The 22,661-nt window shown below is 71.2% G+C and carries 20 protein-coding genes and 1 pseudogene; 7 read left to right on the plus strand and 14 right to left on the minus strand.

Translation table 11 applies throughout. The features are described 5' to 3' along the window. Positions 1 to 16: 16 nt before the first annotated feature. Positions 17 to 778 (minus strand): alpha/beta hydrolase, encoded by a 762-nt coding sequence (locus ACFVXA_RS04845; protein WP_362032255.1) that lies wholly within the window; start codon positions 776 to 778, stop codon positions 17 to 19. A 113-nt stretch (positions 779 to 891) separates the two neighbouring features. Between ACFVXA_RS04845 and ACFVXA_RS04850 the strand changes: the two genes are divergently transcribed. Both ACFVXA_RS04850 and ACFVXA_RS04855 read left to right on the plus strand, forming a co-directional pair. Further along, the gene (locus tag ACFVXA_RS04850) at positions 892 to 2,046 is read left to right on the plus strand and encodes an adenosine deaminase (protein ID WP_362032257.1); all 1,155 of its coding nucleotides are present in this window, start codon (positions 892 to 894) and stop codon (positions 2,044 to 2,046) included. Between the two features lie 142 nt (positions 2,047 to 2,188). After that, positions 2,189 to 2,542: an ATP-binding protein gene (locus ACFVXA_RS04855; protein WP_362032260.1), complete on the plus strand. Its 354-nt coding sequence runs from the start codon at positions 2,189 to 2,191 to the stop codon at positions 2,540 to 2,542. 81 nt (positions 2,543 to 2,623) lie between these two features. On the opposite strand, the gene ACFVXA_RS04860 is transcribed toward ACFVXA_RS04855, so the two are convergent. The 5 genes from ACFVXA_RS04860 to afsQ1 all read right to left on the minus strand — a co-directional run bounded on the left by ACFVXA_RS04860 (position 2,624) and on the right by afsQ1 (position 6,951). Continuing rightward, positions 2,624 to 2,827 (minus strand): PspC domain-containing protein, encoded by a 204-nt coding sequence (locus ACFVXA_RS04860; protein ID WP_362032264.1) that lies wholly within the window; start codon positions 2,825 to 2,827, stop codon positions 2,624 to 2,626. A gap of 130 nt (positions 2,828 to 2,957) precedes the next feature. Next, positions 2,958 to 3,509 carry a VanZ family protein gene (locus tag ACFVXA_RS04865; protein ID WP_390023824.1) on the minus strand — a complete coding sequence of 184 codons (552 nt, stop codon included), beginning with the start codon at positions 3,507 to 3,509 and terminating at the stop codon, positions 2,958 to 2,960. Between the two features lie 145 nt (positions 3,510 to 3,654). Beyond that, entirely contained in the window at positions 3,655 to 4,227 is a 573-nt protein-coding gene (locus tag ACFVXA_RS04870; RefSeq protein ID WP_384399931.1) for a hypothetical protein, read from the minus strand. Positions 4,228 to 4,556: 329 nt separating this feature from the next. Further along, entirely contained in the window at positions 4,557 to 6,158 is a 1,602-nt protein-coding gene (locus tag ACFVXA_RS04875; protein WP_383748182.1) for an ATP-binding protein, read from the minus strand. 115 nt (positions 6,159 to 6,273) lie between these two features. Beyond that, positions 6,274 to 6,951, minus strand: a complete 678-nt coding sequence (gene afsQ1 / locus ACFVXA_RS04880; RefSeq protein ID WP_362032277.1) for a two-component system response regulator AfsQ1 — start codon at positions 6,949 to 6,951, stop codon at positions 6,274 to 6,276. Positions 6,952 to 7,248: 297 nt separating this feature from the next. Here afsQ1 and ACFVXA_RS04885 point away from each other — a divergent pair, with 297 nt between their 5' ends. Next, positions 7,249 to 8,082 carry a SigE family RNA polymerase sigma factor gene (locus tag ACFVXA_RS04885; RefSeq protein ID WP_362032280.1) on the plus strand — a complete coding sequence of 278 codons (834 nt, stop codon included), beginning with the start codon at positions 7,249 to 7,251 and terminating at the stop codon, positions 8,080 to 8,082. A 258-nt stretch (positions 8,083 to 8,340) separates the two neighbouring features. Here the strand turns inward: ACFVXA_RS04885 and ACFVXA_RS04890 are convergent, their stop codons facing one another. Next, positions 8,341 to 8,979 carry a uridine kinase gene (locus ACFVXA_RS04890; protein WP_362032283.1) on the minus strand — a complete coding sequence of 213 codons (639 nt, stop codon included), beginning with the start codon at positions 8,977 to 8,979 and terminating at the stop codon, positions 8,341 to 8,343. Positions 8,980 to 9,433: 454 nt separating this feature from the next. Here ACFVXA_RS04890 and ACFVXA_RS04895 point away from each other — a divergent pair, with 454 nt between their 5' ends. After that, a complete protein-coding gene (locus ACFVXA_RS04895) occupies positions 9,434 to 9,841 on the plus strand; it encodes a hypothetical protein (protein WP_383911773.1) in 408 nt (135 codons plus the stop codon). 181 nt (positions 9,842 to 10,022) lie between these two features. On the opposite strand, the gene ACFVXA_RS04900 is transcribed toward ACFVXA_RS04895, so the two are convergent. From ACFVXA_RS04900 to deoC, 3 genes are read right to left on the minus strand one after another with little or no spacing between them, the layout of a single operon-like run. Continuing rightward, positions 10,023 to 10,928: an aldehyde dehydrogenase family protein gene (locus ACFVXA_RS04900; protein WP_362032289.1), complete on the minus strand. Its 906-nt coding sequence runs from the start codon at positions 10,926 to 10,928 to the stop codon at positions 10,023 to 10,025. A gap of 2 nt (positions 10,929 to 10,930) precedes the next feature. Continuing rightward, entirely contained in the window at positions 10,931 to 12,388 is a 1,458-nt protein-coding gene (locus tag ACFVXA_RS04905; RefSeq protein WP_383748191.1) for an aldehyde dehydrogenase family protein, read from the minus strand. A 6-nt stretch (positions 12,389 to 12,394) separates the two neighbouring features. Continuing rightward, entirely contained in the window at positions 12,395 to 13,390 is a 996-nt protein-coding gene (gene deoC / locus ACFVXA_RS04910) for a deoxyribose-phosphate aldolase (protein ID WP_383911792.1), read from the minus strand. Between the two features lie 364 nt (positions 13,391 to 13,754). Between deoC and ACFVXA_RS04915 the strand changes: the two genes are divergently transcribed. Continuing rightward, entirely contained in the window at positions 13,755 to 14,450 is a 696-nt protein-coding gene (locus ACFVXA_RS04915; protein WP_383748195.1) for a PH domain-containing protein, read from the plus strand. A 158-nt stretch (positions 14,451 to 14,608) separates the two neighbouring features. On the opposite strand, the gene ACFVXA_RS04920 is transcribed toward ACFVXA_RS04915, so the two are convergent. From ACFVXA_RS04920 to ACFVXA_RS04935, 4 genes are all read right to left on the minus strand, one after another. Next, positions 14,609 to 15,808: a hypothetical protein gene (locus ACFVXA_RS04920; RefSeq protein WP_390023827.1), complete on the minus strand. Its 1,200-nt coding sequence runs from the start codon at positions 15,806 to 15,808 to the stop codon at positions 14,609 to 14,611. Between the two features lie 394 nt (positions 15,809 to 16,202). Beyond that, on the minus strand, positions 16,203 to 17,834 hold the full coding sequence (locus ACFVXA_RS04925) for a phospho-sugar mutase (protein WP_390023829.1): 1,632 nt from the start codon (positions 17,832 to 17,834) through the stop codon (positions 16,203 to 16,205). Between the two features lie 252 nt (positions 17,835 to 18,086). Then, entirely contained in the window at positions 18,087 to 18,911 is an 825-nt protein-coding gene (locus ACFVXA_RS04930) for a purine-nucleoside phosphorylase (protein WP_362032307.1), read from the minus strand. Positions 18,912 to 19,271: 360 nt separating this feature from the next. Further along, positions 19,272 to 19,709: a gamma-glutamylcyclotransferase gene (locus tag ACFVXA_RS04935; protein ID WP_362032310.1), complete on the minus strand. Its 438-nt coding sequence runs from the start codon at positions 19,707 to 19,709 to the stop codon at positions 19,272 to 19,274. Positions 19,710 to 19,759: 50 nt separating this feature from the next. On the opposite strand from ACFVXA_RS04935, the pseudogene ACFVXA_RS04940 reads away from it, so the two are divergent. After that, a pseudogene (locus ACFVXA_RS04940) lies at positions 19,760 to 21,265 on the plus strand (NAD(P)H-quinone dehydrogenase); the annotation flags it as partial. 167 nt (positions 21,266 to 21,432) lie between these two features. Next, positions 21,433 to 22,410 carry a DeoR/GlpR family DNA-binding transcription regulator gene (locus ACFVXA_RS04945; RefSeq protein WP_362032312.1) on the plus strand — a complete coding sequence of 326 codons (978 nt, stop codon included), beginning with the start codon at positions 21,433 to 21,435 and terminating at the stop codon, positions 22,408 to 22,410. The last annotated feature ends 251 nt before the right edge of the window (positions 22,411 to 22,661 follow it).

Consider the following 22,661-nt stretch of genomic DNA (forward strand, 5'->3'; position numbering starts at 1 on the left):
CCAAAGACGCGGGGACCTAGCGGCGCAGTGCCTTCCCGAACCCGGAGGCGAGCGGCATCCGCAGTCCCAGCGGCGGCGGAGCCGCGAGCGCGTCCTCGAGCGGCCGGGACAGACTCCGGCCGAACAGGGCACCCATCACGAAGTCCTCGGCCAGTGCGAGCACTTCGGCCCGGTACTGGTGCAGCGCGTGCCCGTCGGAGTGGACCTCGAAGCGGCAGATGTCGCGGTTGGCCTTCTTCGCGCGCGCGGCGAGCCGGAAGGACAGCTCGGGGTCGGTGCGCTCGTCGTTCGTGCCGTGCACGATCAGCACGCGCCGCCCGGCCAGCTGCTTCACCGGTTCGGGTGGCGCCGCCACGTCCTCCTCGGGCAGCCAAGGGGCGAGCGCCAGTGCGGAGTTGACGGCACTGTGGCCGGCCGCGCGCAGCGCCGCACGTCCGCCCATGTCCACTCCGGTCAGGCAGACCGGGACGTCTCCGTAGCGGCGTACGACCTCGTCGGCGGCCCAGGACGCGTCGCGCGCCAGATGCGCCTCGCTGCCGTTCCAGCCCCGGAACCGGTAGTGCACCACGTGGGTGACCAGACCCTCCGCGCGTCCGGCGCGGGTGAGGCGCCGTCCCAGCGCGCGTACAGAGGCGGTCGCCATCATGGGGGACGGCCTGCGGTCGGAGATCGCCTCGCCGCCGGGAAGCAGCAGAACCACTCCGCTCACCGCCGTCGGCTCCGGGCCGAGCGCCCTCCCCAGCCGGGCCCTGCGAACCGGCGTCGCTTGCTGTGCCATGACAGAACAGTGTCAGAAGCAACGGTGTACGCCACCCGTCCGCACGGTCACCGTTACGTATCGACGGATTCGTACAGCAGGAGATCTACGCGCGTAGGGGCTACAGTGCGGAAATGACGAGCCAGATCCAGAACACCCCGAGCTCGGAACAGATCCGCCGGGCGCCCAAGGTCCTGCTGCACGATCACCTCGACGGGGGCCTGCGCCCCGGGACGATCGTCGAACTCGCCCAAGAAACGGGCTACTCCGGTCTCCCCGAGACCGACCCCGACAAGCTCGGCGTCTGGTTCCGGGAGGCGGCGGACTCCGGTTCCCTGGAACGGTACCTGGAGACCTTCGCCCATACCTGCGCCGTCATGCAGACCCGCGAGGCACTGGTCCGGGTCGCCGCCGAGTGCGCCGAGGACCTCGCCGAGGACGGTGTCGTCTACGCCGAGGTCCGGTACGCGCCCGAGCAGCACCTGGAGGCCGGGCTCACCCTCGAAGAGGTCGTCGAGGCGGTCAACGAGGGCTTCAGGGAGGGCGAGCGGCTCGCCCGGGAGAACGGGCACCGGATCAGGGTGGGCGCCCTGCTGACCGCCATGCGGCACGCGGCCCGCGCCCTGGAGATCGCCGAACTGGCGAACCGCTACCGGGACTCGGGCGTCGTCGGCTTCGACATCGCCGGCGCCGAGGCCGGCTTCCCGCCCACCCGGCACCTCGACGCCTTCGAGTACCTCAAGCGCGAGAACAACCACTTCACCATCCACGCGGGCGAGGCCTTCGGGCTTCCGTCGATCTGGCAGGCCCTCCAGTGGTGCGGCGCCGACCGGCTCGGCCACGGCGTACGCATCATCGACGACATCCAGGTCCACGAGGACGGCTCGGTGCAGCTCGGGCGGCTCGCCTCGTACGTGCGCGACAAGCGCATCCCGCTGGAGCTGTGCCCCAGCTCCAACCTCCAGACCGGTGCCGCCGATTCGTACGCCGACCATCCCATCGGACTGCTGCGGCGGCTGCATTTTCGCGCGACCGTGAATACGGATAATCGCCTCATGTCGGGCACGAGCATGAGTCGGGAATTCGAGCATCTTGTCGAGGCATTCGGTTATACGCTCGACGACATGCAGTGGTTCTCGGTCAATGCTATGAAGTCAGCATTCATTCCTTTCGATGAACGACTGGCGATGATCAATGACGTGATCAAGCCCGGATATGCCGAGCTGAAGTCCGAATGGCTGTTCCAGCAGACCGCCTCCACCAGCGCTTCTGTGGGGAATCAGGCCTGATCGGAGGGGGTGGAACGCGGCCGGGTCTTCACTTCTTCTCCATGACTCGGCCGCTTTCTGATGTTTGCGGAGGGCGGCTCTGCGTGTTTACGTTTTTGGACCGCTCACATCCCCGTAACACGGATACAAGGACGCATTCAAAATGAAGCAGTCTGCTGCCAAGACCCTCGGTGTCGCCGCTCTCGGTGCCGCCTTCGCCGCCACCGGCGCGGGTGCCGCGAACGCCGCGCCGGCCGTGCCGGACGCCTCCTCGGCGCTGGACACCGTCACCAAGACGCTGCCCGCGGAGAACGTCGCCAAGGCGCTGCCCGGTGCCGGTGAGGCGCTCGCGCATGGGCAGAGCGGGCTGGGTGCGGGCATGGCCGCCGCGCAGCCTGCCGCCGCGCGCGTCCTGGCCAAGGGGCAGGCCGCGCCCGTGGCCGGGCTGCTCGGAGGCCTGCCGGTGCAGGGGCTGCCGACGGGCGGTCTGCCGGTGAACGGGATTCCGCTCGGCTGACTTCCGCCGCGTGCATGTACGCCGATGGGGCGCACCCTGGTGGGGTGCGCCCCATCGGCGTACATGCCGCGTCCGTTGGAGTCACCAGGCCGTGCGGGTGGCCTTGTCCTCGGAGGGGAACAGGATCCACAGCGCTATGTAGAGCAGGAACTGGGGGCCAGGGAGCAGGCAGGAGAGCACGAAGATCACGCGCATCGTGGTCGCGGAGGTGCCGAAGCGCCGTGCCAGCGCTGCGCACACGCCGCCGATCATGCGGCCGTTGGTGGGGCGGGCAAGGGCGGTCATGGTGGCTCCTTCGCGAACCGTGGTGGAGTGCCGGGCTGTTCGGCTTCGATGCCGTCCGGCTGCGAAGCCTTCGAGGTGTCCGGCTTCGATGTCTTCCACGCTACGGGGACGAAGCGGGCCAAGCGTCGCTCTACGGGGCGATCCCGACCCTGGGAATCGTCGGGGTCCGACCCTGAGCGGTGTCCTCCCGCGGGAGGGCCGCGCGGCGCCGAGTCTCGGCCCGGCGGCGGAGCCGGGCCCTGGCCGCCGGCACGACCGCGAGGTGCGCGAGGGCCACGCCCACGGCGTTGAGCAGCAGTGAGTCGACGTCCACGACCTGGCCGGGGACGCCGGTCTGCAGCAGCTCGATACCCAGCGAGATGAGGGCGCCGGCGGCGACCGTACGTATGAGGGAGCCGAGAGGGGAGACGGCGAGCTTGCCGCCCGCCATGGGGAGCAGGACGCCCAGCGGGGCGAGGAGGCCCAGGCCCTCGGCGATGCGGCGGGCCGCTTCCTGGGGGCCCAGTGCGAGGTCGGCTCTGATGCCCGCGAAGGGCCGCAGATTGGCGGCGCTCACCCAGGGGACGTCCAGGGGGCGCAGGGTGATCCAGGCGACGAGGGCGAGGTGTGCGACGAGGAGGACACCTCCTGCCACACGGACGTGGGTCACGGCACTGCCGCCGTCTGAACCTTGACGCTGCACGCCCCCCAAGACGCCGGGTCCGGCACGATCGGTTCCGGCCGGGCCGTTTTCGCCCCCGCCGCCCCTACCTGTCCGTACCCGGGGGGGCGACCCCCCGGACCCCCGCATCGCGCTGACACGCTCGTCCTCATATGCCCGACGGGCCCTAGGAGACCGCCTCCGACGGGGGCGAGGTCGTGCCGGGGTCGGCGCGGACCTCCGGGGTGCACGCGTAGCTGCGGAGGGGGGACGGGGCGGGGCCGCCGAGGATGACGGAACCGTCGTCCCGGGCCGCGGCGGAGTCGGAGAAGGTGCAGACGATCTGGGCCAGGGCGGAGTGCGTGAGGCTCTCCGGCGCGGTGCTCAGCCGGAGCGTGTCCTCGGGGTCCTTGTCCCGGGGCCCGCTGACCGTCATCCCGCCCCGCACGTCCGTCGTGTACCGGGCCTGCTGCTCCGGCGTGGAGGGCGTCTCGGCGAGCTCGTCGAGCAGCCCCTGGGCCACCAGCACCCGCCGCGCCGCCTCCGCCGTACCGTCCGGGACGCTGACCGAACGGTCCACGGTGACCAGCTGCGCGGAGCAGAGGAGGAAGACCTGCACGGGGACGCCCCGGGAGGACTGGGTGGAGATGTCCGGGCCGGACAGGGCGCAGGGCACCCGGGACGGCGCAGGACCGAAGTCCGTCGGCACCTGCGTGGAGCGGATACCGCACCCCACGAGCAACGCGGCAAGCAGCGGCACGGCCAGCCAGGACCGTACACGTCGGAGTCGCGGCGCGGCCGGCCAGGACCGTGCACGTCGGAGTCGCTGCGCGGCGGGCCAGGATCCGGTGCGTGCACGCGCGACTCGTGCGCGGAGGGTCGGTCGGGTACCGGTGGCGGGTGCGCGGAGGGTCGGTGCGGTGCGGGTGGCGCGTGCGGGGAGGGTCGGTGCGGTGCGGGTGGCGCCTGCGCGGAGGGTCGGTCCGGTGCCGGTGGCGCCTGCGCGGCGGGTGCGTCCGGTGCCGGTGGCGCGTGCGGGGAGGGTCGGTGCGGTGCGGGTGGCGCGTGTGCGGAGGAGTCGTGCGGTCGTCATCCGGTGGGCTCCTCGGTGCTGTTCCCGTTGCCGCAGGCGTTCCCCGTGCCGCCGGTGCCGCCGTCGCGAGGGTCGTCGGCGGTCAGTTCCGACGCGTCCTGGGGCAGGCGGAGGGTGAAGACGGCACCGCCCTTGGGCGCGTTCGCCGCGGTGATCTCGCCGCCGTGGATGTGCGCGTTCTCCAGGGCGATGGAGAGCCCGAGACCACTGCCCTCGGAGCGGGGGCGGGACGCGCTCGCCTTGTAGAAGCGGTCGAAGACATGCGGGAGTACGTCCTCGGGGATGCCGGGACCGTGGTCCTGGACCTCGATCACCAGCGCGTCGGCCTCCTTGCGCACCGACACCCGTACCGGCGAGCCCCCGTGCTTGAGCGCGTTGCCGATCAGGTTGGCCAGGATCACGTCGAGGCGGCGCGGGTCGAGACGTGCCGTGATGCCGCGCTCGACGTCCAGGTCCACCGCGTCCAGCCAGGCGCGCGCGTCGATGCACGCGGTGATCTGGTCGGCGATGTCGACGTCGTCGAGGACGAGACGAGCCGTGCCCGCGTCGAAGCGGGTGACCTCCATGAGGTTCTCGACGAGGTCGTTCAGACGGCGCGTCTCGCTGACCACCAGACGTACGGCCGGTTCGATCATCGGGTCGACGCTGCCGGTCTCCGCGTCGAGTTCCTCTTCCAGGATCTCCGTCACGGCGGTGATCGCGGTGAGCGGCGTACGGAGTTCGTGGGACATGTCCGCCACGAAGCGGCGGGACGCCTCGTCGCGGGCGCTCATGTCGTCCACGCGTTTCTCGAGGGCCTCCGCCGTGTGGTTGAACGTCCTTGACAGATCGGCGAGTTCGTCGGTGCCGGACACACGCAGCCGGGTGTCCAGCTTGCCCTCGCCGAGACGGCGGGCCGCGATGCCGAGGCGGTGCACCGGCTTGAGGACCGTGGTCGCGGCGGCCTGCGCGAGCAGCGCCGAGCCGATCAGGGCCAGGCCGGTCGCGATGCCCAGGGACCAGGCGAGGGAGTTGAGATCCTTCGCCTCGGGTTCGAGGGACTTGAGCATGTAACCGGTGGTCGTGCCGCCGATCACCTTCGCGCCGCCCACGAGGTACGGCTTGTCGTGGTCGGTGATCCGCTGCCAGTACAAGTGGTACGCGGACTTGTTGTTCGAGGAGACCGGCTGCTTCCTGTTCACGGCCTTCTGGAGGGACTTGGGCACGTCCTCCAGCGTGAAAGTGTCCAGCGCGGAGTTGCCGACGACGGTCTTGCCGCTGCCGTCCTGGCCGACCAGCAGCACGCTGAAGCGCTGGCTGCTGTTCGCCATCTGCCCGGCCGTGCGCTGGAGGTCGTCCTGTGCCGGGTGCACCGGCAGCAGGCTCGCGTGGTTGCGCATCTCCTGCTGGAAGTCGCGCAGCACCGCGTCCTGCGTACGCGTCAGCACGGCCTCGCGGTTGAGCCAGTACGCGATGCCCGACGCCGACACGGCGGCCGTGAGTGCGACGAGTCCGAACACGACGACCAGCCGCAGTCGCAGACTGGTGAAGCGCAGCCCGGACAGGATCGCCCTGCGCGCCGCGGCCCAGCCACGGAGCTCGTCCTGCGGTTCGCTCACCGTGCCCGACCGTTCTCCCCCGGACTCCGTCCGGGGGCACCCCCATATCCGCCTGTGCGGCACAGCGGTGCCGCTTTCGTGCCCGGGCGCGGCCCGGCGGCCGCACGTGCGTCGCTCACGAGGGAGAGTCCAGCCGGTAGCCGACGCCCCGCACGGTACGGATCAGGGTGGGCGAGGACGGCACGTCCTCGACCTTCGCACGCAGCCGCTGCACGCAGGCGTCCACCAGGCGCGAGTCGCCCAGATAGTCGTGTTCCCAGACGAGACGCAGCAACTGCTGGCGGGACAGCGCCTGTCCGGGCCGGCGGCTCAGCTCCAGGAGCAACCGCAGCTCGGTGGGTGTCAGTTGCAGGTCCTCGCCGTTCTTGGTGACCGTCATCGCGGCACGGTCGATGACGAGCGAGCCGAACGACGCCGAGTCGTTCGCCTCCCGCTCGCCGCGCCGCAGCACGGCACGGATCCGGGCGTCGAGCACCCGGCCCTGCACGGGCTTGACGACATAGTCGTCGGCGCCGGACTCCAGTCCGACCACCACGTCGATGTCGTCGCTGCGCGCGGTCAGCAGAATGATCGGCAGCTGGTCGGTGCGCCGGATGCGCCGGCACACCTCGAATCCGTCGATGCCGGGCAGCATCACATCCAGCACGATCAGGTCCGGTCGCTGCTCACGCAGCAGCTTCAGACCGTCCTCGCCGGTGGCAGCGGTGGCCACACGGTGTCCCTGGCGCGTCAAAGAGAGCTCCAGGGCCGTACGGATGGCGTCGTCGTCCTCGATCAGCAACAGGGAAGGCACGAACGTCATTCTGGCCCATGTCATGGCCGGGTATCGACCGTTGGAGCGCTCCCATCCATCTCCCGCACAGATGGAGGGCCCCTCGTGCGGCGCAGTGGGGGCCTGGGCGATCCTCTGCGTAGTCGTAGCGCTCTTCTCTGTGATCGCGCTGTGGCGCGCCTGGGGAGGGGCCCTGTGACAGGTCTGTGACAGTCGGCGGACACGGCCATGAAGTGGCCCGGGCAAGCTTTTCGACACAAGCAAGGAAGCACGGCCGAACGAACCGAAGAACCGGGACTCCACGACGGGGGGCGCGAGATGAACACGCTGCACAGCACCAGCACAAGCGCAGTTGTCACGCGTCTGCACGACGTCACCCGGGGCACGGAGAAGTCCTGTGCCGATGGGGGCACCTCCCCGCTCGAGCGAAGCCGAGAGCTTGGGGGAGGGCGGGGGTGCGCTCGCGGCACCGGGCGTCAGCTCACCGCGTACATGACGGTGGTTGACGCGTTCACGGGGGAAAGCCCCGCGGTGACAGCCGCGGGGAGCACGACCGGGGGGAAGGCTCACGGGGGAGCCGCGTACGGGGAGGGCACGGGGGAGCGCCGCTCGGCGTCGGAGACGGTGGATGCCGAAGCGGCGTTCACCGCCTACGTCCAGGAGCGCCGCGCCTCCCTGTACGCAACCGCCTACCACCTGACCGGTGACCGTTTCGAGGCCGAGGACCTGCTGCAGAGCGCGCTGTTCTCGACGTACAGGGCCTGGGACCGGATCAGTGACAAGGCCGCGGTCGGGGGCTACCTCCGCCGCACCATGACCAATCTGCACATCAGCGCGTGGCGCCGCCGCAAGCTGAACGAGTACCCGACCGAGGAGCTGCCGGAGACGCCCGGTGACACGGACGCGATGCGCGGCACCGAGCTGCGCGCCGTGCTGTGGCAGGCGCTCGCCCGGCTGCCCGAACTCCAGCGGACGATGCTGGTCCTCCGTTACTACGAGGGCCGCACCGACCCGGAGATCGCGGAGATCCTCGACATCAGTGTCGGCACGGTGAAGTCGAGCATCTGGCGGTCGCTCCGCCGGATGCGCGAGGACGAGGTCCTCAGCTTCGGCCGTGACGAGGAGGAGTCCTTCGGGGAGCTTGTCGCCTGAAGGTCTGGGGGAAGCAAGGGGAAAACAGGTAACAGGTAGTACGGGGGAGCGGTACCGGGGGGAACCAACGGGGTCACGGGGGACCACGGGGGACCACGGGGGAAACGAGGAAGGTCCAGGCGGACGGGGGGTCCGCCTGGACCTCTTTTCGTTTTCGCGGCACAGCCGCGAGCTTCCGTTTTTCCGCACGGCCGCGAGCGTGTCCGCCTGTTCCTTCGGCTGTGCCGCGTCAGACGCGGGTGACCGCGCGCGGGGTGACTACGCCGCCGTGGGGCGTGCGGCGGCGCGGCGGCCGGCGGCCGCCGCGGTCAGGCGGCCCAAGGCCTCGTCCTTGTCGCAGGGATGGGCGCCCAGGGCGGCCTGCCGGGCCACGATGGAGCGCTCGGCGCGCATCAGCCGCCAGCCGCGGCGCAGCAGGAAGGGCACCGACTTGCGGCCCTCCTTCAGATCCCGCAGAAAGCGGCGGCGGAACGTGGTGACCGGGCCGCGCGACAGGCACAGCGCGTCGGCCAGCACGCCCAACTCCCGGCAGCGCTCGACGATCTCGGCGGCGAAGATCCCCTCCGCGATGAACAGCGGCGTCCGCTCGATGCGCAGGGTCTCCGTGCCGGTCCGCGCGCTCAGCGAGATGTCGTACACGGGGAGGGACGTACGTCCCGTGCGGCACAGCTCCTCGATCGCGGCGACCGCGGTGTCCGCGTCCCAGGACAGCGGGTGGTCCCAGTCGATGTCCGCGCTGCCCTCCACCTGCGGCAGCGTCGGGTCCGTGCCCTCCTTGTAGAAGTCGTCGAGCCGGAGCACGGGCAGCCCGGAGTCGGCCGCGAGAAGGGACTTTCCAGAGCCGGAGGGGCCGCAGAGCAGCACCACGCGGGTGGATATCGGGGGATGGGAACCCAATTCTCTGTACCTTCTGTGACGCGGCCGGGGCGCCGTGGGTCGGCACGGCTCCCGGACATTATCCCTGCCCGGACTCCCGCCCCGGATCGGGCGGATGCGGGCTCCGTCACGAAGCGCACCGACGCGTCCGGTTCCGCGCCAGGACCCGCGCCTACCCGGGAGGTGTAGGCGCCGACGGGGGCCGCCGACCGCCGACCGCACCGGCGCGCGGCGCTGCCGGGTCGTCGGTCTTCTCCAGGCCTCGGGAGCCGCCCGAGCTGTCCAACCTTCCAGAACGGCAACGGCTTCGAGCCGGGATTCCGGAGCTGTTTTAACCGGCGGCTGGGAGGGGTCGGCGCCGATGTGCCGTTGACCCACACAGGCGAATCCGGCCCGCGAACGCCGCACGGGAAGACGAGTCAACTACTCTGTGTGTCACTTCAGTTGCTCTCCGCTCGGCAAAGAGGAAAACCTGATGGCGCGACACGCAGCCCAGCAGACCACCAAGGCCCGCATCACCGCGCGGATCGCCGTCGCGGTCGGCGTGGTCGCAGCCGGTGCGGCCGCGGCCGGCCCGGCCTTTGCGAACACGGCCCCCGTCCTGGACGTCATGCGCACCAGGCCCACCTCGCCGGCCGACGTCGACCCGCAGGCGGGCCTCCAGGGACTGACCGGCACGGTGGGCCATGTGGCCGGTCCCGTCGAGGGCCTGAAGCCCAACCCGCTCGCGGGCACCGGCGTGGACCCGCTCGACAACGGCGTGGCCACCCAGCTCGCCGACTTCAAGCCGCTGTCCTCCCAGGCGCTGACCGAACCGCTGGCGCAGGCGCCCTCGGTCGGCAGCATCCCGGCGGTCGGGCAGACAGCGGGACTGCTGCACTGAGGCGGGACATGAGAGAGCCGCGCTCCCCCTGGACGGAGGGGAAGCGCGGCTCTCCCGTGATCGGGGCCCCGGGGACACTGATCGGGGCCCCGAGATCTCGTTACGCCTCGCTGACCGCTCAGCTGTCGGCAGGTCGGCTGCTCAGCCGCCCAGCTGCTCAGCCGCCCAGCAGCTCAACCACTCAGTAGGACGATCCGGAGGCGCCCAGGGACCCCGTCGGGTGCCAGACGGTCTTCGTCTCCAGGAAGGCCGTGAGGCGCTCGATGCCGGGGGTCTCGGAGTAATCCACAGCCTGTGGACGGACGACTCGCTTGAGATTGTCCGCGGCGGCGATCTCCAGCTCCTTGGCCAGTACGTCGTCCGCGCCCGCGAGGTCGATCGCGTTGACGTCCTGGTGCGCGGCGAGGGGAGCGGCGATCTCGGCCGTACGGCCCGAGAGGACGTTGACGACCCCGCCGGGCAGATCGGAGGTGGCCAGCACCTCGCCCAGCGACAGCGCCGGGAGCGGGGACCTCTCGCTCGCGATCACGATCACCGTGTTGCCGGTCGCGATCACCGGAGCGATCACGGACACCAGGCCCAGGAACGACGACTCCTGGGGGGCCAGTACGACGACCACGCCCGTCGGCTCCGGGGAGGACAGGTTGAAGAACGGGCCCGCGACGGGGTTGCCGCCGCCCACGACCTGGGCGATCTTGTCGGTCCAGCCCGCGTACCAGACCCAGCGGTCGATCGCGGCGTCGACGACAGCGGCGGCCTTCGACTTCGACAGGCCCTCGGCGTCCGCGACCTCGCGGACGAACTGGTCCTTGCGGCCCTCCAGCATCTCGGCGATGCGGTAGAGGATCTGGCCGCGGTTGTAGGCCGTGGCCCCGGACCAGCCGCCGAACGCCTTGCGGGCAGCGACGACCGCGTCACGGGCGTCCTTGCGGGAGGAAAGCGGCGCGTTCGCCAGCCACTTGCCCTTCGAGTCGGTCACCTCGTACACCCGGCCGCTCTCCGAACGCGGGAACTTCCCGCCCACGTACAGCTTGTAGGTCTTGAAGACACCCAGACGCCGCTGCTCGGACTTCTCGACTGCGCTCATGTTTATCGCTCGCCCTCCGGGCTCGACGGGGCGAGGTACGCCTCCAGGCCGTGACGACCGCCCTCGCGGCCGAAGCCCGACTCCTTGTAACCGCCGAACGGCGAGGTCGGGTCGAACTTGTTGAACGTGTTGGACCAGATGACGCCCGCGCGGAGCTTGCTCGCGACGGCCAGGATCCGGGAGCCCTTCTCGGTCCAGATGCCCGCCGAGAGGCCGTACTGGCTGTTGTTGGCCTTGGCGACGGCCTCGTCCGGGGTGCGGAAGGTGAGGACGGACAGGACCGGGCCGAAGATCTCGTCGCGGGCGATGGTGTGCGCCTGGGTGACGTTCGTGAAGAGCGTCGGGGCGAACCAGTAGCCGGAGGAGGGCAGTTCGCACGCCGGGGACCAGCGCTCGGCGCCCTCGGCCTCGCCCTGCTCGACGAGCGAGGTGATGCGCGAGAGCTGCTCGGCGGAGTTGATCGCGCCGATGTCGGTGTTCTTGTCGAGCGGGTCGCCGAGGCGGAGGGTGGAGAGCCGGCGCTTCAGGGAGTCCAGCAGCTCGTCCTGGATCGACTCCTGGACGAGGAGCCGGGAGCCCGCGCAGCAGACCTGGCCCTGGTTGAAGAAGATGCCGGTGACGATGCCCTCGACCGCCTGGTCGATGGGGGCGTCGTCGAAGACGATGTTCGCGCCCTTGCCGCCCAGTTCGAGGGTGACCTTCTTCTGCGTACCGGCCACCTGGCGGGCGATCGCCTTGCCGACGGCGGTCGAGCCGGTGAAGGCGACCTTGTTGACGTCGGGGTGCTCGACGAGCGCGGCACCCGTGTCGCCGTATCCCGGAAGGATGTTGACGACGCCCTTGGGCAGGCCCGCCTGGCGGCAGATGTCCGCGAAGAACAGCGCGGAGAGGGGGGTCGTCTCGGCGGGCTTGAGGACGACCGTGTTGCCGGTCGCGAGTGCCGGGGCGATCTTCCACGCCAGCATCAGCAGCGGGAAGTTCCACGGGATGACCTGGCCGGCCACGCCCAGCGGGCGCGGGTTCGCGCCGAAGCCCGCGTGGTCGAGCTTGTCGGCCCAGCCCGCGTAGTAGAAGAAGTGCGCGGCGACCAGGGGGAGGTCGGCGTCGCGGGTCTCCTTGATCGGCTTGCCGTTGTCCAGGGTCTCCAGGACGGCGAGCTCACGGGAGCGCTCCTGGATGATCCGGGCGATACGGAACAGGTACTTGGCGCGCTCGGAGCCGGGCAGCGCCGACCACTTCTCGAAGGCCTTGCGGGCGGCCTTCACGGCACGGTCGACGTCCTCGGCACCGGCCTGGGCGACCTCGGAGAGGACCTCTTCGGTGCTCGGGGAGACGGTCTTGAAGACCTTGCCCTCGGCGGCCTCGGTGAACTCGCCGTCGATGAAGAGCCCGTACGACGGGGCGATGTCGACGACGGAGCGGGACTCGGGCGCCGGTGCGTATTCGAATGCGGAAGCCATGATGGATCAGTCCACCGTCACGTAGTCGGGGCCGGAGTAGCGGCCGGTGGCCAGCTTCTGACGCTGCATCAGCAGGTCGTTGAGGAGCGAGGAAGCGCCGAAGCGGAACCAGTGGTTGTCCAGCCAGTCATCGCCCGCCGTCTCGTTCACCAGGACCAGGAACTTGATGGCGTCCTTGGTGGTGCGGATGCCGCCGGCCGGCTTCACGCCGACCTGGACCCCGGTCTGCGCGCGGAAGTCACGGACGGCCTCCAGCATGAGGAGCGTGTTCGCGGGCGTCGCGTTCACGGCCACCTTGCCGGTGGAGGTCTTGATGAAGTCCGCCCCGGCCAGCATGCCGAGCCAGCTCGCGCGCCGGATGTTGTCGTACGTCGACAGCTCGCCGGTCTCGAAGATGACCTTCAGCCGGGCGGCGCCCGAGGCCTCCTTCACGGCGACGATCTCGTCGTACACCTTCATGTACTTGCCCGCGAGGAACGCCCCGCGGTCGATGACCATGTCGATCTCGTCGGCGCCCGCGGCGACGGCGTCGCGCACGTCGGCCAGCTTCACGTCGAGCGCGGCGCGGCCCGCCGGGAAGGCGGTGGCGACGGAGGCGACCTTCACACCGGAGCCGGCGACGGCCTCCTTCGCGGTGGCCACCATGTCGGGATAGACACAGACCGCGGCCGTGCTGGGCGTCGCGGAGTCGGTCGGGTCCGGGTGGACCGCCTTGGCGCCGAGTGCCCGGACCTTGCCCGGGGTGTCCGCGCCTTCCAGCGTGGTCAGGTCGACCATCGAGATGGCGAGGTCGATGGCGTACGCCTTCGCGGTGGTCTTGATGGAACGGGTGCCGAGCGAGGCGGCGCGCGCCTCCAGGCCGACCGTGTCGACGCCGGGCAGCCCGTGGAGGAAGCGGCGCAGCGTGCTGTCCGACGCGGCCACGTCGCCGAGTGCGTGGGTGGGGGCACCACCCTGCTCGAGCGAAGCCGAGAGCTTGGGGGAAGGTGCAGTGGTGGGCATGGTCACCAGCCGAGCATATCTACGCGCGTAGCGGCTGTACACCCCCGGGGGTCGATGTGGCTTTCCCCGCCGCCTCCACCCCGACCCTCGTCCCGTCGGCCCGCCCCGACCCGTTCCGTGGGCCCGCCCCGACCCGTTCCGTGGGCCCGTCCGGACCCGTTCCGTGGGCCCATCCTGACCCGTCCCGTGGACATGTCCCGTATCCGGGGGCTGTGCCCCGGCATCGTGGTCGTCCTTCCGCGTCCTTCTGTTGCGGGCGGGTGGGGGCCTGTCGCGCGGTTCCCACGCACCTCGCGGGGCACCACGTACCTGCTCGCGGGGCACCACGTACCTGCCCGTCGCGGACGTCCGGCACAATCGGGCCATGAGCACCCCCGATCACCAGCCCCCCGTACCGGACGCCTCGCGACCCGAGACGAAGGACCGGATCTACCGGTCGCCCGCCGGCATCGCGGGCGGCGTCCTGCTGCTGCTCATCGCGGTCTGGCTCGGCGTCGACGCGCTGATCTCGGGCCACGGCCGCACCCCCTGGCTGGCCCTCGCCGCGCTGATCCTCGTCGTTCCGCTGGTGTCCGCCTTCACCCTGCGCCCCGCGGTCTACGCGAACGAGGACCGACTGCGCATCCGTAACCCGTTCCGCGTCATCGTGCTGCCCTGGAGCAAGGTCGCCGCACTGCGCTCCGGCTTTTCGAACGAGGTCGTCGACACGTCCGGCACGAAGTACCAGCTCTGGTCGGTCCCCGTCTCGCTGCGCGCCCGCAAGAGGGTGGCCAAGCAGCAGACGCGCGGCGCCTCGGCGGGCGGCGGCGGCCGTATGTCGACGCTGGGCCGCATCTCCGGGACGGGCCGTCCGTCCGCGTTCGGCGGAGCGTCGTCCGCTCCCGTAGCGCCGAGCCGCGCCACGACCGACCAGATCATGGAAGACCTGCGCGAGCTCTCCGAGGCCAGGGCGGCCGCCGAGGGCGCACAGGGCGAGATCAGCGTGCGCTGGGCGTACGAGGTGATGGGGCCCGCGGTCGCGGGAGCGGTCCTGCTGGCCATCCTGATCGCGGTGGGCTGACCGCGCCTCATGCCGTCGCGGTGGGCTGACCGTGCCTGGTGTCATCGCGGTGGGCTGATCGTGTTTCGCGTCGTCGCGGTGGGTTGACCGTGCTTCGTGTCATCGCCGTGGGTTGACCGCGCCTTGTGTCATCGCGGCGGGTGCTCAGCGTGTGGTTGTCACGGTGCGCTCGGCCACACCAGGACCATGTACGCGCTGCAGTACACCGAGCCCAGTACCGCCGCCGTAAGGGCCAGGGTGCGGAAGCGGCGGGAGGCGCGGGCGAGGTACAGGGCCGGCGGGAGCAGGAGGGGGAAGCCCGGGAGGAGGAAGCGGGCGCGGGGGAAGTAGACGCCGCCGCTGCCCAGGACGATCAGCAGCAGGACCCCGGTGAAGACGAGCAGGGGAAGCGGCTGTCGGTCCCACGCGGACAGGACGTACAGCGCCACCGACGCGAGCAGCGTCACGGTCACCATCACCAGGAACAGCTCGGGCGTCGAGTCGTACGCCAGCACCTCCCGCAGCCGGCGCAGGGTCTCCACGCCGCCGTCCCACTCGTTGTGCCACAGCTGTTGTACGGCGAAGTAGCCGTCCCAGCGGCCCAGGCGCAGGCCCACCCAGCCGACGTACGCGAGCCAGCCCGCCGGGGCGAGGGCGGCTGCCGCGAGAGCGCGGCCCGAGTACGCCCGGCGGAGCGAGAGCAGGGCCGCCACACTGACCGCCGCCGCCACCGCGATGCCCGTCGGGCGGGTCAGCCCGGACAGCGCCGCCAGTGAACCCGCCCACAGCCAGCGGCCGGTCAACACCGCGTACAGCGCCCACGCGGCGAACGCCGTGAACAGCGACTCCGTGTAGCCCATCCACTCGACCAGGCCCACCGGCAGCGCAGCCCACAGCACGGTCAGCAGCACGCCCACCCGGCGGCCGTGCAGCAGGCTGCCCACCGCGAAGACGCCCCACGCGGCGAGGAACGAGCTCGCGACCGCGATCACCAGCCCCGTCGTCGCGCGCGTGCCCGGTGTGAGCACCGCGACCGCCTTGACCAGCAGGGGGTACAGCGGGAAGAAGGCGAGGTTGTTCGCGTCGTACGCCGTGCCCAGGTGGTGCGTGTAGCCGTGGGCGGCGATGCCCAGGTACCAGTTCGCGTCCCACTGCGTCGCCAGGATCGGCCAGAGGCCGTGGTGCTGACGGTGGGCCCACAGGGCGACCGCGAGCAGGACGGTGAGGCGTACGGCCGCGTAAGCGAGGAGAGCGGGGGCGGCGCGGCGCAGGTGGGCGCGGAGCCGGGCCTTCCGCGGCGGCTGCCGGGTGGTCGGGACGAGTCCGCTCGGGGCGTTCCGGGGTGGGGCGGATGTCGGCCGGGAAGCGGTCGAGGGCACGCGGCAGCTCCTGGGACTCGGTGGTGCGCTACCGGTAACCGTTCCTCGGTCTTCCGGCGGCGCACGGGAGCGCTGCGTCAACTGCCGTGCGGAAATCACCCGAAAGGGCGGCGGAGCGGGGTTCGCTCGGTGGGGCCCCTCGGTCCGCGACGCGAGAGTCGCGACGCGAGTGGCCCCACCGGCGGTGTCGGATCCTGCCGGGTCCCGTCGCCAGTCGTCGATGGCGGCCGGTAGGTGCTGGCGGCAGTTGTCGGTTGTGACCGACAGGATCTGGCGGCAGTTGTCGGCAGTTGTCGGTAGCGGGTCGGCAGGTTCTGTCGGCAGTTCTATGCGGCGGCCGACAGGTCCCGTCGTCGGATACCGGTGGTGGCCGACAGGTCCCGTCGTCAGATCGTCAGATACCGGCGGCGGCCGACAGGTCCCGCTTGATCGCGGCCAGCAGTTCGGCGGCCTTCGCGTGGGCCGCCGGGAGGCCGTCGTGGGTGTCCACCGGCACCACGACCTCCAGGTAGCACTTGAGCTTGGGCTCCGTGCCGCTGGGGCGGACGATGACGCGGGCGGAGTCCAGCGTGTAGCGCAGGCCGTCCGTCGGCGGGAGCTTGTCCGTGCCCCGCGTCAGATCCTCGGACTTCGTGATCGCCAGACCCGCGAGCCGGGTCGGCGGCTGCTCGCGCAGGCGCCGCATGGCGTTCGCGATGACCGACAGGTCCTCCACCCGGACCGAGAGCTGGTCGGTGGCGTGCAGGCCGTAGGTGACGGCGATGTCGTCGAGGAGGTCGAGCAGGGTCCTGCCCTGCTCCTTGAGCTCGGAGGCCAGCTCGGTGACGAGCAGGGCGGCGGTGATGCCGTCCTTGTCGCGTACGCCGTCCGGGTCGACGCAGTAGCCCAGCGCCTCCTCGTACCCGTACCGCAGACCCTCCACACGGGCGATCCACTTGAAGCCGGTGAGCGTCTCCTCGTACGGCAGCCCCGCCCGCTCGGCGATCCGGCCGAGCAGGGACGAGGACACGATCGACTCGGCGAACGCGCCGCGCGCACCCCGCCGCACCAGGTGCTCGGCGAGCAGCGCGCCGACCTCGTCGCCGCGCAGCATCCGCCAGTCCGCGCCGTCCCTGACGGCCACCGCGCAGCGGTCGGCGTCCGGGTCGTTCGCGATGATCAGGTCCGGGTCGGTCGCTCGGGCCCGCGCGAAGGCGAGGTCCATCGCACCGGGCTCTTCCGGGTTGGGGAAGGCGACGGTCGGGAAGTCCGGGTCGGGCTCGGCCTGTTCGGCGACGAGGACGGGGGCCGGGAAGCCGGCCCGGGCGAAGGCCGCGAGCAGCACGTCCTTGCCGACGCCGTGCATCGCCGTGTAGACGGTGCGGGCGGTGCGCGGCGACCCCTCGGAGAGGACGGCGTCCGTACGGGCCAGATAGGCGTCCAGAACGCTCTCGTCGAGGGTCTCCCAGCCTTCGGCGGGGCGCGGGACGTCGTGCAGCGAGACGACCGCGTCGATCTGCGCAGCGATCTCCGCGTCCGCCGGCGGGACGATCTGCGAACCGTCGCCCAGGTACACCTTGTAGCCGTTGTCGCGGGGCGGGTTGTGGCTGGCGGTGACCTCCACGCCGGCCGCCGCGCCGAGGTGCCTTATGGCGTACGCGAGGACGGGGGTGGGCAGCGGGCGGGGGAGGACGGCTGCCCGGAGCCCCGCGCCGGTCATCACGGCCGCGGTGTCGCGGGCGAAGTCCGCGGACTTGTGGCGGGCGTCGTAGCCGATGACGACCAGGCCGTCCGTCTGCCCCTTGCTCTTCAGGTACGCGGCGAGGCCGGCGGCGGCGCGGATCACGACGGAGCGGTTCATGCGCATGGGGCCGGCGCCGAGTTCGCCCCGGAGGCCGGCGGTGCCGAACTGGAGGGTGCCGCTGAAGCGGGCGGCGAGCTCCGTGACGTCCCCGGCGTCGATGAGCTCGGCGAGTTCGTCACGGGTCTCCGCGTCGGGGTCCTCGGCCAGCCACGCCTTGGCCCGTGCGATGAGTTCGTCCTGCACCTCGGGTGAACCTCTCTCTTCGTTCGTACGTTGCTGTGTACCCCGGGGTTCGCTCGCCCCCTCCGCCCCTGCCCGACCCGTACCCGTGGCTCCGCCCCGGAGCCGCTCCTCACACGCCGGAGGCGCCGGCATCCGGTGCCGGTTTCCAGCCCGTCCGGCGGGTGAGGACGAGCGCGCAGCGCGATACGGGGGGCTGGGGGTGGAGCCCCCAGGTAACGGGACGGGCAGGGCCGGAGGGGGGCGCCGAAGAACCTACAGCCGGTCCAGGACCTGGGTCAGGAGTTCGCCCATCCGGGCGGCCGAGTCGCGGCCCGCCTGGAGGACCTCCTCGTGGTTGAGCGGCTCGCCGGTCATGCCGGCGGCGAGGTTGGTCACCAGCGAGATACCGAGCACCTCGGCCCCCGCCTCACGCGCGGCGATGGCCTCGAGGGTCGTCGACATGCCCACCAGGTCCGCCCCGATGACACGCGCCATCCGGATCTCGGCCGGCGTCTCGTAGTGCGGCCCGGGGAACTGCGCGTACACGCCCTCCTCCAGGGAGGGGTCGACCTCCTTGCACAGCGCGCGCAGCCGCGGCGAGTACAGGTCGGTGAGGTCGACGAAGTTCGCGCCGACGATCGGCGAGGTGGCCGTCAGGTTGAGGTGGTCGCTGATCAGCACCGGCTGCCCGGGGCGCATGCCCTCGCGCAGGCCGCCACAGCCGTTGGTCAGCACGATGGTCTTGCAGCCGGCGGCGACGGCGGTCCGTACGCCGTGCGCGACGGCGGCGACTCCGCGGCCCTCGTAGTAGTGGGTGCGGCCCAGGAAGACCAGGGCCCGCTTGTCACCGATCTTGTACGAGCGGACCTTGCCGCCGTGGCCCTCGACCGCCGGCGGGGGGAACCCGGGCAGCTCGGTGACCTGGAACTCGGCTTCGGGGGAGCCGAGCGCGTCCACGGCCGGCGCCCAGCCGGAGCCCATCACGAGGGCGACGTCGTGGGTCTCGGCGCCCGTGAGCTCGCGCAGCCGCGTGGCGGCGGCGCCGGCGGCGGCATAGGGGTCGCCCTGGATGTCGTCCGGAAGAAGAGATGCGTTCACGCGCATGAGGGTAGCTGGTCCAGGCCTACGCGCGTAGATGACAGAGCTCACGGTCTTGCGATCGTTGTCTTGTCGTTTCCAACAAGGAACGGTGCGGGGGTGGCGCGGAGCGCGCCAAGAAAGCGTGCGAGGAGGAGGTGTCCCCCTCGACGACCGGACCGGCGCGATCCCGGAAAACGGGCGGAGTCGGGCGTGGGGGGAGGCGGGGAAACCCGCCGCGGTGGCGAAGAACCTGCTGCGACGTGGCGAGGCCCCGGCGGGGTGGCGAGGCCCCGGCGGAGTGGCGAGGCTCCGCAGGGCAAGACGTCACCTGGGCCGCAGGGCTGCTCAGCAGGGTCGCGGGGTTCGTCGGCCCGGAGCTCAGCAGGGTCGCTTGCGGAGCTCCATGACGTAGTCGTGCGGCGCCCCCGCGGACTCGGCCGCGTCGGCGATCTCCCCGAGGTACCGCGCCGACGGCAGGCCCCCCTCGTACCCGTTGAGCACGTACACCCACGTCGGCTCCTCGCCCTCCAGGGTGTGCACCCGTACCCGCATCCGCCGGTAGATGTCGAGGCCGACACCCTCCCAGCGGTCCAGGGAGTCCTCGTCCAGGGGCGCGATGTCGTACAGCGCCACGAAGACCTGGCAGCGCGGCGCCTCGACGATCGTCGCGAGCGCGCCCTCCCAGCCCATGTGCTCGCCGCCGAAGGTCAGCCGCCAGCCGTTCAGCCAGCCGGTGGCGCGCAGCGGCGAATGCGGAGCGCGGCGCGTCATGAGCCGCGGGTCGAGATTGCCGGCGTACGCGGCGTAGAGCGACATGGGGTCGAGGGTACGGCAGCGGCGCGTACGCCTCTTGCGTAACAGAAGGAGCTCGGATGCACAGCCGGTGCCCCCCTGGGCGGAAGCACCTTGAAGCGTGCGGGACAATGGAGTACGTGACTCGGATCGTGATCATCGGTGGCGGACCCGGCGGATACGAGGCGGCCCTGGTGGCCGCCCAGCTCGGCGCGGAGGTGACCGTCGTCGACTGCGACGGTCTGGGCGGGGCGTCGGTGCTCACCGACTGCGTGCCGTCGAAGACCCTTATCGCGACGGCCGAGGTGATGACCACCTTCGATTCGTCGTACGAGGAACTCGGCATCATCGTCGCCGACGACACGCCTCCCATGGAGCAGGCCGCCCGGGTGGTCGGCGTCGACCTCGGCAAGGTCAACCGCCGGGTGAAGCGCCTCGCGCTCGCCCAGTCGCACGACATCACCGCCTCCGTGACGCGGGCCGGCGCACGCGTCCTGCGCGGTCGCGGCCGGCTCGAGGGCATGCAGGGTCTCGACGGCTCGCGCAAGGTCGTCGTCCGGGCCGCGGACGGCACCGAGGAGACGCTCACCGCCGACGCCGTCCTCATCGCCACCGGCGGTCACCCCCGCGAGCTGCCCGACGCGCAGCCCGACGGCGAGCGGATCCTGAACTGGACGCAGGTGTACGACCTCGACGAGCTGCCCGAGGAGCTCATCGTGGTCGGTTCCGGTGTCACCGGTGCCGAGTTCGCCGGCGCCTATCAGGCGCTCGGCTCGAAAGTGACCCTTGTCTCCTCCCGTGACCGCGTCCTGCCCGGCGAGGACCCGGACGCCGCCGCCGTCCTGGAGGACGTCTTCCGCCGTCGCGGCATGAACGTGATGGCCCGCTCCCGCGCCGAGTCCGCCAAGCGGGTCGGCGACCGTGTCGAGGTCACGCTCTCCGACGGCCGGGTCATCAGCGGCTCGCACTGCCTGATGGCCGTCGGCGCCATCCCGAACAGCAGCGGAATGGGCCTGGACGACGCCGGCGTCAAGGTCAGGGACTCCGGACACATCTGGACCGACAAGGTTTCCCGCACCACCGCCCCCGGCGTGTACGCGGCCGGTGACGTGACCGGAGTCTTCGCCCTCGCGTCCGTCGCCGCCATGCAGGGACGTATCGCCATGTACCACTTCCTCGGCGACGCGGTGGCCCCGCTGAACCTGAAGACGGTCTCGTCGAACGTCTTCACCGACCCCGAGATCGCCACCGTCGGCTACACGCAGGCCGACGTAGACGCGGGCAAGATCGACGCCCGGGTCGTGAAGCTCCCCCTCCTGCGCAACCCGCGCGCCAAGATGCAGGGCATCCGCGACGGCTTCGTCAAGATCTTCTGCCGCCCCGGCACCGGCATCGTGGTCGGCGGCGTGGTCGTCGCCCCCCGCGCGTCGGAACTGATCCACCCCATCTCGATCGCGGTCGACAACAATCTGACGGTCGAACAGATCGCGAACGCGTTCACCGTCTATCCCTCCTTGTCGGGCTCGATCGCGGAGGTGGCACGGCAGTTGCACACCCGGAAGACGGCCGAGGAGAGCTGACGCTTCGCAGCGACTTCCCGCTGGTCACGGGGAGTTGTCGACCATTCGTACGGCATAGGCGGCGTGAGTAGGCGCGTATACCACTTCGCGCCCCGCCATGCGAACAACTTCTGTTATTCGGCGCAAACTGCTGAAAGCAGACGGTCGTTGGGGTTACTGTCAGTTTCGTGTTCGCTGCAGAACGTCGCCAATTGATCCTCGAAATGGTGCGAGCGAATGGAGCCGTGTCGCTCCGTGAGCTCGCCCGCGTCGTCCAGACCTCCGAAGTGACCGTACGGCGGGACGTGCGCGCACTGGAGGCAGAAGGACTCCTCGACCGCCGACATGGCGGTGCGGTATTGCCGGGCGGGTTTACGCGGGAGTCCGGCTTTCCGCAGAAATCGCATCTCGCGACCGCCGAGAAGACGGCCATCGCCGATCTCGCCGCGGGTCTCGTCGAAGAGGGCGAGGCCATCGTGGTGGGTGCGGGTACGACCACGCAGGAGCTGGCACGCCGGCTCGCGCGGGTGCCCGGGCTGACCGTCGTCACCAACTCCCTTCTGGTGGCTCAGGCGTTGGCCCACGCCAACCGTGTGGAGGTCGTGATGACCGGCGGCACCCTGCGCGGTTCGAACTACGCCCTGGTCGGTTCCGGTGCGGAGCAGTCCCTCCAGGGGCTGCGGGTCTCCCGGGCCTTCCTCTCCGGAAGCGGCCTGACCGCCGAGCGCGGACTCTCCACGTCCAACATGCTCTCGGCCTCGGTCGACCGGGCCCTCGTCCAGGCGGCCGCGGAGGTCGTGGTGCTCGCCGACCACACCAAGCTCGGTACGGACACCATGTTCCAGACGGTCCCGACCGATCTGATCACCCGCCTGGTCACGGACGAGCCCCCCGCGCACGACGACCGCGCGGCAACCGAACTGCAGGCCCTGGCGGACCAGGGCGTGCAGATCGCGGTGGCCGGCGGGTCAGCCGCTTCGGGCGGCGCGGGAGGCGATCCCGTCCCGGCGGGGCGCCAGCCGCGCCGGGACGTACCACTCCCCGGGCCGCGCCGCGGCCAGGTGGTACCGGAAGCGGGTGGCCCCCAACGACTGCGCACCGCCACGGTCCTGGGCGACCAGCCCTCGCCCGACCGGGCCAGGGTGGCAGACCTCCGCCGCCGCTGACTCCGGGAGAGCGGGTGCCCGCGGGGACCGGGGTGCCGTCGCCGCCCTGTCCCGTCCGCTCGCGCCCGGCGTGGTGCCTGGCAGCCGGCCGCCCTCTCCTGCCGCGGCTGCCGTCGAGCTCCCGCATGCCGTCAGGGGCTCACGCAGGGCCTCCTCGGGCCGGGGAAGAGCCGTACCGACGTCCAGTACGTCCACGTACCCAGTACGTCCAGTACGCGGGAGAACGAAGCGCCCGCCGGACTGGCTGCTCC

This window comes from Streptomyces sp. NPDC058246 (assembly GCF_042881985.1).
Lineage (GTDB): Bacteria > Actinomycetota > Actinomycetes > Streptomycetales > Streptomycetaceae > Streptomyces.